The organism is Duganella phyllosphaerae (genome assembly GCF_001758785.1).
Lineage (GTDB): Bacteria > Pseudomonadota > Gammaproteobacteria > Burkholderiales > Burkholderiaceae_D > Rugamonas > Rugamonas phyllosphaerae.
The window spans coordinates 20,727-32,541 of the sequence record NZ_LROM01000046.1 but is presented as its reverse complement, the minus strand read 5'-3'; the positions used below and the strand labels follow the sequence as shown (position 1 = coordinate 32,541).

At 67.8% G+C, this 11,815-nt stretch carries 8 protein-coding genes; all 8 read right to left on the bottom strand.

Annotated features, from left to right (window positions below; genetic code table 11):
• Positions 1-1,960, bottom strand: a 1,960-nt coding sequence (locus DUPY_RS03290) for a hybrid sensor histidine kinase/response regulator (RefSeq protein WP_070246350.1), incomplete at its 3' end; no start/stop codon positions are given.
• 72 nt (positions 1,961-2,032) lie between these two features.
• A complete protein-coding gene (locus DUPY_RS03285) occupies positions 2,033-3,073 on the bottom strand; it encodes an HD domain-containing phosphohydrolase (RefSeq protein WP_084640519.1) in 1,041 nt (346 codons plus the stop codon).
• A gap of 86 nt (positions 3,074-3,159) precedes the next feature.
• Positions 3,160-4,680 (bottom strand): PepSY domain-containing protein, encoded by a 1,521-nt coding sequence (locus DUPY_RS03280; RefSeq protein WP_070246345.1) that lies wholly within the window; start codon positions 4,678-4,680, stop codon positions 3,160-3,162.
• 12 nt (positions 4,681-4,692) lie between these two features.
• Positions 4,693-6,822 (bottom strand): TonB-dependent receptor, encoded by a 2,130-nt coding sequence (locus tag DUPY_RS03275; RefSeq protein WP_070246343.1) that lies wholly within the window; start codon positions 6,820-6,822, stop codon positions 4,693-4,695.
• 106 nt (positions 6,823-6,928) lie between these two features.
• Positions 6,929-7,309, bottom strand: coding sequence for a DUF2946 domain-containing protein (locus DUPY_RS03270; RefSeq protein ID WP_070246341.1), 381 nt, complete (start codon positions 7,307-7,309; stop codon positions 6,929-6,931).
• A gap of 81 nt (positions 7,310-7,390) precedes the next feature.
• Positions 7,391-8,140: a transporter substrate-binding domain-containing protein gene (locus DUPY_RS03265; RefSeq protein ID WP_208599989.1), complete on the bottom strand. Its 750-nt coding sequence runs from the start codon at positions 8,138-8,140 to the stop codon at positions 7,391-7,393.
• A gap of 22 nt (positions 8,141-8,162) precedes the next feature.
• Positions 8,163-9,068, bottom strand: coding sequence for a GntR family transcriptional regulator (locus DUPY_RS03260; protein ID WP_070246339.1), 906 nt, complete (start codon positions 9,066-9,068; stop codon positions 8,163-8,165).
• Between the two features lie 34 nt (positions 9,069-9,102).
• Positions 9,103-11,739, bottom strand: a complete 2,637-nt coding sequence (acnA, locus tag DUPY_RS03255; protein ID WP_070246353.1) for an aconitate hydratase AcnA — start codon at positions 11,737-11,739, stop codon at positions 9,103-9,105.
• Positions 11,740-11,815: the final 76 nt, after the last annotated feature.

The window sequence follows — 11,815 nt, the reverse complement described above, 5'->3', positions numbered from 1 at the left end:
CGTCGGCAGTGAGCGCCACCACCGGCCGCTGGAAGCCAGCCTGGCGCAAGCGCGCGGTGGCGGTCACGCCGTCCATCACCGGCATGTGGATATCCATCAGTACCAGGTCGGGCAACGTGGCCAGCGCACGCGCCACGCCCTGCTCGCCGTTGTCGGCGCACAGCACCTCCACGCCCATGCTCTCGAGCAGCGCGCGCACCAGCATGCGGTTGTCGGCGCCGTCTTCCACCACCAGCACCCGGCCGGCCAGTTGCGGCGGTGCGCAGTCGAGCGATGCAGACGGCGCCGGCTCGGCAATCATGGCCCCGGGCGCCTGGATCGAGACCGTCATGATGGTGCCCACGCCCGGAGTGCTCTCGACCGTCACGCCGCCGCCCATGGCACCGGCCAGCTGGTGCACCAGGTACAGCCCCAGGCCGGTGCCGCCAAAGCGCCGGGCCACGCTGCTGTCGGCCTGGTTGAACGGTGTGAACAGCGCGGCCACCTGCTGCGCATCCATGCCGATGCCGGTGTCGCGCACGCTGCAATACAGCAGCTCGTGCTGCTGGTCGTACCAGAGCGCCACCTCGATCCCGCCCTCCTCGGTGAACTTGATGGCGTTCGAGACCAGGTTGAGCAGGATTTGCCGCCAGCGCGTGGGGTCGCCCAGCACCTGCGGCGGCACGGTGGCGCGCAGTTCGGCGGTATAGGCGATGGCGCGCTGCCGCGCCGACCCGCGCATCAGCGCCGACACGGTGTCGAGCACTTCCGCCGGCACAAACGGCAATCGTTCGAGCACCAGTTTGCCCGACTCCACCTTGGACATATCGAGCACGTCGTTCATCAGTTGCAGCAGGTGCTGGCCGTTGCGGGCGATGATTCCTCCCAGCTCACCGGCTGGCGTGGGCCCTTGCTGCGCCAGCTGTTCGGCAAAGCCGATGATCGCGGTGAGCGGCGTGCGGATTTCGTGGCTCATCATGGCCAGGAAGACCGATTTGGCCGCGTTGGCCTGGTCGGCGGCCACCTTGAGCGTGCGCTGCTCGCGCAGGGCCAGGTCGCGCTTGTGCATGGCGCGCCAGACCGTCACGCAGGCGGCCAGCACCGCCAGGCCGCACACGGCACCCACCAGCCCCAGTTGCCCGGCAAAATAGCGCCATTGTTCGAGGAAGACCTGCTCCGGGATGGCGACCTTGATCATCAGCGGACAATTCGGAATCACCCGTTCGGCAGCCAGCGTCCTGGTGCGGGCGACGCCTGGCGCCGATTGCACCTTGTCATCCACCGCCGTGCCGGCGAGGCGCAACTGGCGTTCGATGTCTTCGTAGCTGCGCACGTCGCTGGCGATGGTACCGAGCACGGCGTCCTCTGCCGGCCAGCGCGCCAGCACCGTACGGTCGCGCCGGAACAGGGTGACCGTGCCCTGCCCGTCCAGCTTGATCTTGCTGTAAAAGCTGCTGATCTGCCGGCTCGATATCCCCACCAGCACCACGCCGATAAAGCTGCCATCGGGCGCCGAGATGCGGCGCGAGAGATAGAACGTCCAGGCGCCGTTGCCCTTGTTGCGCACCGGCGCGCTGATGTACAGGCCCAGGTCCGCGCGCGCGTGGTGGGCCTGGAAGTAGTCGCGTTCGGCCAGGTTGATCGGCGGTGCCGGAAAGCTGCGCGAGAAGTTGATGACCTGGCCGTCCGCCGCGACGATGCTGGCAACGTCGATCTGTGGCAGCACCCGGTTGCGCTCCATCAGTCGCTCGAACTCTTCCCGGCCGCCCAAACTGCGGCGCAAATCGGCGCCATCGCGTACACCGATCAGGCGTATGCGCTCGAGCATGCTGTCGAGTACCAGGTCGGCGGCGCTCATCTCGTGCGCGGTTTGCTCCGCCAGCAGCAAGGCCGTGCCATCGAGCTGCTCGCGCCAGGCCTCGATTTCGCTGTTCCGGGCGCCGTATAGCGCTACGCCAAGGGTGGCCGCTATGGTCAACAAGAGCGCTGCGCCGGTGGCGACGATAAGGGTGCGAGAGCGTCTTGAATCAGGCATGGTGGGCGATGTCCGGGGTCAGGCTTGATCGTGCTGGAAGCGCCGCTGGATCGCCAGCACCGCATCCATGTTAGCCAGCAGCGCATCGACGCAAGCGGGATCGAAATGCGTTCCCTTTTGCGCGTGCAGAAAGTCGATGGCGCGCTCGAGCGGCCAGGCCGGCTTGTACGGGCGGGCGTTGGTCAGGGCATCGAAAACGTCAGCCACGGCGATGATGCGTCCGTACAACGGAATGGCCTCGCCCGCAAGGCCATGCGGGTAGCCGCCGCCGTCGTAGCGCTCGTGGTGGCTGATCGCGATCACGGCGCCCGCCTGCAGCAACGGCGACTCGCTGCCGACCAGGATGTCAGCGCCGATCTGGGGGTGGCGCTGCATGATGGCGCGCTCTTCGTCGTTGAGCGGGCCCGGCTTCAGTAATACGGCGTCGGCAATGCCCACCTTGCCGATATCGTGCATCGGCGCGGCGTCGCAGATGAGGTCGCACTCTGCTTCCGGCAAGCCCAGCTGGACGGCGATCAGGCGCGAGTAGGCCGCCATGCGCGACAGGTGAAAGCCGGTGTCGGCATCACGGAACTCGGCAGCGCGCGACAGGCGGTGGATCGCTTCGTGCTCGCGGGCGACGATGTCGGCGGTGGCCTTGCGCACGGCGATGTCGAGCGTCTCGGCACGCTGCGCCAGTTGCTGGCGCGCGTGCTGCAGCGCCAGCAGGTTACCGATCCTGACATTGAACTCGATGCCGTTGACCGGCTTGGTCAGAAAATCGTTGGCGCTCAAGCGCAGCGCTTCGTGGCGGATCGCCACTTCGGTGGCGCCGGTGACCATCACTACCGGCACCTCGCGCATGCCCGGCAAAGCGCGAAAGCGGCGCAGGAAAGCCAGGCCGTCGATATCGGGCATCAGGTAGTCGACCACCACCAGGTCCGGCGTATTTGACGTGCACCATTCCAGGGCCGCCTGGGCATGCCTGAGCGGCACCGGCGTGGCCATGTCGAGCATGCTGAGCATCAGGCAAAAAAGGTCCAGGTTGATCTGGTCGTCGTCAATTACCAAAACTGTCATGGGCGTCATCCATTGAATGCGGCCCGGGAGCACAGACCGCTATTGTTGGTGACATTATGCTCTGATAACATGCGGAAAAGTTACTTTTAAGGAATTTCTGCCCGACTGACCAACACCACGCGCCGTACTCGCCGCACCGCGATGACAATCGCCGTGGCGCTCAGCAGCAGCCCTCCCAGGCTCAGCACGACCAGGACCGCTACGCGCACCCAGCCCTGCCCCGGCGCCAGCAAGGCCGGCAAGTCCCAGCTGTGCAAAAAATTGAACAGCCAGCGGCCGATGCGCTGGGTACTGTCCACGCTCAGCAACACCTGGCCGGTGGCGGCGTCGAGATACACCCAGGTGCGGCCGGGGTCGTCGAACACCACGCGCAAGGCCGGCAGGCGCCGCTCGTTGCCGCCGTACATGGAGGCATCGCCGCGCCGGTAGTAATAGGCGTCCGGCGCACTCAACAGCTCGACCGACTGCACCGGGTACGCCAGCAGCTTGCGGGCGGCCGCTGCCAGGCGCGCCTGCGGCCACTGCCGCGCCACCACCAAGCGTTCGCCATCGGCCTGCACGATGCGGGTATCGTTGCTGCCATCGCGCGCCACGATGAACGGTGCGCCATCGAACACGCGCCATTCCAGCTCGCGCGGCGCGAACGACTGTGCGTGCAGTAACGCCAGCACCTGCGCCACCGGCTGCGGCAAGCGCACGCTGGCCGGCGAGCCGCCCTGCATGGTCACCGCATCCGGCTTGGCGCCGCGCGCATTGAACACGCCCAAGGGGTTCATCGACATCAGGCCGCTGAATATCCATGTGCACAGCACCACGCCGAACACCAGGCCCAGCAAGTGATGCCAGCGCATGGCCAATTCGCGGTACGGCGTGCGTGCACCGCTCTTGTAGCGCCCCCGGAAGCGCCAGCGCTGCACGCCATTGACCATGCCGGTCACCGCCGACAGCGTGCCCACGGCGGCCAGGCCGATCAGGATCCAGGTCCACACCGGATCTGTGTTCTGCTGGCGCAGCAGGTACAGCCAGTGCAGCCAGGCGCCGGCGAAGTTCCAGTAACGCTCGGCGCGCGGCGCGTCGAGCATCACTTGCCCGGTTGCCGACGACACATACACGCGCGTGGCGGCGTCGTCATCGAGTTCCACCACGTGCAGCGGCCGGTGCGGATTGAGGCTGCGCGAGTGGGTCCAGCGATCTTCCTCCACCAGGCCGGCGTAATGCGCCGCCACGCCGGGCCGGAACATGCGTGCAGCCGCAAGCGCCGCCTGCGCATCGGGCTGGTGCGCCAGGGCGCCGGTGATGGCATCCACCTGCGTGGTGCGGCCATCCTGCGCCAGCAACTGGTAATGCGGACGGCCGCCGATCGCGGTGAGCGTGATGGTGCTGACTGCGGCGACGTTGCCGCCAGCAGCGCGGCTGGCCGCCAGCGCTTGCGCCGGCTCGGTGGTGACGCCGGCCGCCAGCGGCGGCAGCGCGGCCAGGCGCTCGGCGGGCGTGAGCTTGGGATAGCCGACGAACAGCATCACCACGCCGCTGACGAACCACAGCGCCACCAGGGCGCACATGGCGATGCCGGTCCAGCGGTGGACCAGGTACACAATGCGGCGCATCGACGGCCTCCCTTAAAAGCGGTGGTTGACAACCAGGTCCGCGCGCCGGTCCTGGCCATAGAACCACTGGGTAGGCGTGTAGTAGGCGGTCGTGAAGTAGCGCCGGTCGAACAGATTGGCCACCCGTAGCGCGACACTGGTGGCGCTGGAGACCTTCCAGCGCAGCGCGGCATCGGTCACCGCGTACGACGGCAGCTTGAGCGTGTTGGCGTTGTCGGCATTGCGTTCGCCCACGTAGCGCAGGCCCGCGCTGGCGGTCCAGGCGGGGGCAAGCTCGTGGTGGAGCCACAGGTTGGCCAGGCGCCGCGGCACGTCTGGCGGCGTGTTGCCGGCGCGGGACACCAGCAGGCCGCCCGCCACTTCGCTGAAGTCCTCGAAGCGCGCGCGCAGCAGCGACGCATTGGCCTCCACGCGCCAACCGGGCGCCAGCGCCGCTGTCACCGTGGCTTCCACGCCGCGCGAGGTGCGCTCGCCCACCTGCAGACTGCGGCTTGGATTGGTGGCGTCGCGCGTGAGCAGGTTGTTCTTGGTGATGTCGTACACGGCCAGCGTCCACTCGGCGGCGTTGCCGGCAAAGGCCTGCTTGACGCCGACCTCCACTTGCCGGCCGGTGGCGTTCTTGAACGCGCTGTTGGCGGCCGACAGGAAGAACAGGGAGCTGACCGGATCAGCCGCCCGGGCCACCTGGCCGTACAGCGCCAGCGCCGGCGTGACCTGGTACACGGTACCTAGCCGCCAGCCGACGTTGCTGAAGGTTTTGTCATAAGCGAGGCGATCGGCCACCAGGTCGGTGCGGCGCACGCTGGCATGGTCGTAGCGCACGCCAGCCAGCAGCGACCACTGGCCGGTGACCGCCAGCCGGTTTTCGGCGAACACCGCGTACTGGCGCGCCTTGCTGGCGTAGCGCGGAATAGTGGGGACCGGGCTGCTGAACCAGCCGGGATCAGGTTGATAGGGATCGACCGAGGTGGCGTCGCCAACGTAGGTGTTGTTGCTGTGTTTGAAGGCGCTGGAATTGACGTCAAAGCCGATGGCGAAGCGGTTTTCCAGGCCCAGCAGATGGCCCTTGAAGGCGGCGTCGGTGGTGTTGCCGGTCTGCGTCTGGTCGTGATAAATCTCGGTGGCGTCGGACCGGTCGATCAGGCCGGTGGCGTCGTTGTAGCGGTACGCTTCGACATCGCGCCAGTGGCGCTTGCTGTCGATATTGTAGAAGCGGCTGCGCACGGTGGTGCTGTCGTTCGGAGTCCAGTTGAGCAGCAGGTCGAGCCAGCGGTCGTCGTACTGCATCACGCTGTCGGCGACATTGTAGTTTTTGGACGCCAGCGCCGGATCGGGCTTGCCGTCCACCAGCGGCGTGCCGAAATAATTCATGGGCTGCTGCCGGCCCCGCGCCGCGCTCAGGCGCACATTGAGGCGCGGCGAGATATCGAACCGTACTGCGCCCGAGACGGCGCGGTTGCTGTAGCGGCCACGGTCCACCCAGCCGTCGGCCCGGTCGGTGCTGGCGTCAAAACGGTATGACCAGCGCTCATCGATGGCGCCACCGCTGCCTACCGCGAAGCGGCGGCCGTGCTCGGTGCCCAGCCCCGCCTGCACGTCGGTCTCGATGCCGCCGCGCGTGGGCTGCTTCGGCACCACGTTGATCACCGCGCCGATGGCGCCGTCGCCGTAAATCACGGACGCCGGTCCGCGCAGCACTTCGATGCGCTCGATGGCCCAGGTATCGAACGGAAAGGTCAGGCCCACGCCGCCGTACTGGCGCATGCCATCGTACAAACGCATGACCGACAGGGTGTCGGTAAAGCCGCGCGCAGCCACCGACGAGCCGCCATTGCCCGGATGCGGCATGGCGCTCACGCCGGGCGCGCGGGTGATGGCATCGACCAGGCTGCGGTCACCGCGCTGTTCGAGCTGCCGGGCGGTGATGGCGTCCACGCTGGCCGGGGTCTCGAAGCGCGAGAGGTCGAGGTTGGAGCCGGTGCCGGCGCTGCTGTGCAGGCCGCCGCTGTCGTCGCGGGCGGTGACGACGACGGTGGGCAGGGTGGCGTCGGCTTGCTGGGCGTTGGCCGCGAGCGGCAGCGCCAGCGCGCACAGGCCGGCCGTGCGCAGGGTAGTGAAAGTGAGAATGGAATGAGTGGGCATGAATTCGTGTCGTGTTTGCATATCGCGGCCGCCATGGGCGGACCGTGGCCAGCCGACACAACGGCATAAAGACCGGCGTCAGGCTGGAGCTGAAACGTGCTCGATATCAGACAGCGGGAGGACCACGCGGGTGCGCAATCACCCACGAATACAGCGGTGTCGGTGCATGGTAGAACAGCGCAGGCCGTTCGGCGAGGATGGCAAACTGTGGCGCCAGTGGCGGTGACGGCGGCAGCCCCGGCACGTCGAAGTGGACGCGGCAATACGGGCAGTCGTTCATGCTGCCGTTGCGCTTGTCGGAAGGGTCCGGGCTATCGGGCGCCCTGACGTAACGGGTACCCATGGCCGAGCAGATCTCCAGCCACGCGGCGCCGGCGGTCCGTTCCGGCGCGAATGCGCGCGACAATGTCGGCATCAACGCCGTCATCAGCATAGCGGCGCAAAGCAGCCATGCGAGGTAACGTCGGCGTTGTGGGGACTTGTACATCTGGCTATTTTACCGCAGTGGTCATGCAGCGCGGCAGGCTGCAGCAGGACATTTTGTCGCAGCCCCTGCCCTGCCCTTCGCTCAGGCGGGCGGCGCCACCGAAGCGCCTTGAACGCCATGGCGCGCCAGCGCGGCATCGACCAGGCCGCGCGCCTTGGCCGCTTCGACGAAAGCGTGCAGCACCTGCGCCGCTTCGTCCCCGCGCGCCTTGGGGATACCCATCGCCTGCTGGATCACCATGAAGCGCTCGCCCAGCAGGCGCAGGCCGCCCAGCCGGTCGGCGTCGAGTTGTAGTTGCTGGCGCACGCCGGCGGCAACGTCGGCCTGCTCCGCCAGGAACACGTCCACCACCGCCGGCGACGACGGCGCACGCACGATGGCGGCGTGTTGCAGTTCGCGCGTGAGATACAGGTCGTAGGCGCTGCCCTTGCCCACCACCACGCGCAGCGCCGGGTCGTCCACCTGGTCGTTATGCGTGAGCGGCGAATCGTCCTTCACCAGGTAGCAGCCTTCGATCAGCACGTACGGCGCGGTAAAGGCGATGTCGGCGCCGCGCACCGGGTCGATGGCGAAGAAGCCCACGTCGGCTTGTCCGCTTTCGACTGCCGCCGCCGATTTGCCGGCGGTATCGAATACCACCAATTCCAACGGCAGTTCCAGTAGCGCGGCCAGCTCGCGCGCCAGGTCCACCGACACGCCGCCAGGCGTGACGCCGTCGCCGGGGTTGGCCAGGATGGGGTTGCCGAGGTTGATAGAGGCGCGCAGGGTGCCGGTGGGCGCAAAGGCGGCGCGGATGGCCGCGGTGATGGCGATGGTGACGGTGTCGGTCATGGTAAGCCTCGTCGAGTGAAGGTCAGGTTGGCGGTTGCAGTATGTGGTCGATGCTTGAAAGGGCTGCGATGGTGTGCTGCAGATGCTGGCGCAAAAATTCGGCGGCATCGTCGTTGCGTTCGCGCTCGAGCAGGTCGAGCACGTGCAGGTGTTGTTTGCAATGTTCGGCATACCGCGCGCGGCTCTGCATCGAACGGTAGGACAGCAGGCGCCGCACCCGGTTGACGCGGCGGATGGTGTCGATAAAGAAGCGGTTGCCGGACGCCTCGACCAGGCTCTCGTGGTAGCGCACGCCGCGATCGTGCAACTGGTCGGCGCTGGCAGTCGCAATGCCGCCAGCCAGCAACTGCTGCTCGACCGCGCGGCACTGGGCAATCACCGCTGGCGCCAGGTGGTACGCCGGTTCGAGCAACGCGGCCGGTTCCAGCGCCAGGCGCAGGCGGTACGATTGCAGCAGGCTGTCGGGCGTGGTCAGCATGCTCGAAAATTCCCAGCCGTAGCCGGGCTTGCGCTCGGCCCAGCCCTCGCCGGCGATGCGGCCCAGCACTGCGTTCAACTGCGCCGAGGTCAGGCCGTAGCGGGTCTTGATCAGCTGCTCCGAAAACGCCAGCGGCAGTTCGCCGCGCAGCAGGTCGTCGGCGATGCGGAAGTACACGCTGGTGACCACGTCAGTCTCCTCCAGGCCCAGGCCGCGCACGATGTCGGCCAGCGGCTCGGCCAGCGGCCTGGCAGTGAAAAAGCCCCGGTGGCGCTCGCGCGTGAGCAGTCCTTTTTCGTGCAGCAGCGCCAGCGCCTCGCCCACCGGCTGGCGCGACACGCGCAGGCGGTCAGCCAGCATCTGCGCCGGCAAATGGGTGCCGGCCGGCCAGCCCTGCGCCTGGATCAGCGCCACGATCTGGCGCGCTATCGTGTTGTCGGTGCTTTTCATCGTGCGGTCCAGTTATCGGCTAACAGCATGGCTATCAGAGTTGCCTGCCCTGCTGCGCCGCGATGGTCTGTTGAAGGATGAACGGTATCACACCGCCGTGGCGCAGCAGCGTGGTTTCCAGCGCGGTTTCGACGGCGGCGGTGCAGGTCATCTGCTCCAACGCGCCGTCCGCGCGCACGATGCGCACCGTAACCGGGCCACGCGGCACGATCAGTTCGGGCCGCGCATCGATCTCGATGCGGTCGCCTGGGGCCAGCGCCAGGGTGGCCGGATTGACGCCGGCGGGCAGGCGCAGCGGCAGGATGCCCATGCCGACCAGGTTGGAACGGTGGATGCGCTCGAAGCTTGCCGCCAGCACGCAGCGGATACCCAGCAGGCGCTGGCCCTTGGCGGCCCAGTCGCGCGACGAGCCGGTGCCATAGCGCTCCCCCGCCACCAGCACGACCGGCTGCCCGGCATCACGATAACGCTGCGCCACCTCGAAGATCGGCGCAACCGCGCCGGTCGGTATGTGCAAGGTATGGGCCACCGGCAGGCCGGGCGCCAGCAGGTTGCGCAAGGTCTTGCTGTAGAAGGCGGCGCGCAGCATCACTTCCCAGTTACCCCGGCGCGAAGCGAACACATTGAGGTCGTGGCGGTCGTCGCCGCGCGCGACCAGGAAATCGGCGACGAAGCTGTCGGCCGGAATCGCGCTGGCCGGCGAGATGTGGTCGGTGGTGATGTCGTCGCCCAGCACCAGCAGCGGATAGGCACTGTAGTGTCCCAGCTGGCTGCCCTCGTCCAGCGAGGCAAATGGCGGGCGGCGCAGCGCAGTGGACGCCGGGTCCCACGGGAAGCGCGCGCTGGCGGGTACCTCCAGCGCGTGCCACAGCGGATTGCGCGATGCCAGCGCAAACGCGCGCGGATAGTCGCCGGGCTGCGTGCCCGCCTGCAGCGCCTGCGCCACCTCGTCGGGGGTGGGCCACAGCTCGCGCAAATAGACCGGCGTGGCGGCGGAGCCGTAGCCGACCGGGTCGCAGCTCAAGTCCATCTCGGCGTTGCCGGCCAGCGCAAAGGCGATTACCAGCGGCGGCGACATCAAAAAACCCAGGTCCAGGTCCGGATGCACGCGCCCTGGGAAATTGCGGTTCCCCGACAGCACGGCGACCGGGTGGATCTCGCCAGCCGCCAGCGCCTGGCGGACCGGTTCCGTCAGCGGGCCGGAATTGCCGATGCAGGTGGTGCAGCCGAAACCGACGATATCGAAGCCCACAGCCGCCAGGTCATCGAGCAGGCCCGCGCGCGCCAGGTAGGCGCCGGCAGCCGGCGAACCGGGACCGAGCGAGGTCTTGGTCCACGCCGGCACCGTCAAGCCGAAGGCGCGCGCCTTGCGCGCCAGCAGGCCGGCGGCGATCAGCAGCGCCGGATCGGACGTGTTGGTGCAGCTGGTGATGGCGGCAATCGCGACCGGGTGGCGCGGCATCTCGGCATGCGCGCGGGCCGGCGTGAAATCGAGTGCTGCCAGTGCGGCGGCGGTGCCGGAGTATGGCAACAGGTCCTGCGGGCGGCGCGGGCCGGCCACGTGCATGCCAACCGCGTCCAGCGCGATGTCGATGGTGCGCGTGTAACGCGGCGCGGCGTGCGGCTGGTACCACAGGCCCACCCTTTTTGCATAGGCCTCCACCAGCGCTGCCGCTGCCGGCGTCCGGCCGCTCTCGCACAGGTAGGCCAGCGTGCGCTCGTCGATGGGAAAGTAGCCGCTCGTGGCGCCGTATTCAGGCGCCATATTGGCCACCACCGCGCGTTCGCCGGCACTGAGCGTGGCCACGCCCGCGCCGTAAAATTCGACGAACTCTCCGGAGACGCCAACCGCGCGCAGGCGCTGCGTGACCGTCAGCGCGAGGTCGGTGGCGGTGACGCCGGCAGGCAGGCAGCCAGTGAGGCGCACCCCGATCACGTCGGGCACGCGCAGCATGGTGGGCATGCCGAACATCACGGTCTGCGCTTCCAGTCCGCCCACGCCCCACCCCAGCACGCCGATGCCGTTGATCATCGGCGTATGGCTGTCGGTGCCGACCAGGGTGTCGGGCACGGCCCAAAGCACGCCGTTGCGCTCTTCCGCGTGCGCCACGGTGGCCAGTTGTTCGAGGTTCAGCGTGTGCATGATGCCGGTGCCTGGCGGGTGGATGCGCACGCCGCGCATCACCTGCGCGGCCCAGCGTAGGAAGCGGTAGCGCTCCTGGTTGCGGTGCATTTCCAGCGCCAGGTTGCGCTCGGCTGCGTCGCGGCGCGCAAAAAACTCCACTGCCAGCGAATGGTCCACCGACACGTCCACCGGCAATCCCGGATCGAGCAGCGCCGGTTCATGACCCGCTTCGGCCAGGGCGTCGCGCATGGCGGCGATATCGACCAGCGCCGGCGTGCTGGTGGTGTCGTGCATCAGCACGCGGCCCGGCTGGAAGGCGATTTCCGCTTCGCTGGTGCCGGTAGCGAGCCATTGCTTTATCGCCGCCACGCCGGCGTCACGCTCGCTACCTGCGGTATTGCGCACCAGGTTTTCCAGCAGCAGGCGCAGCACCACCGGCAAGCGGTGCAGGTCGTCGCCCAGCAAGGCCGGCAGATCGACTACCTGGTAGCGCAGGCCAGCGTGATCGAGCGTGGCCACGGCGGACGGAACGGTGAAATTTTTCATCATTCATGATTGCATAATTACGCTTATAAATGCAATCAATAATGCAGCCAATAAATGCGTGCGCTACCCCGCGCAC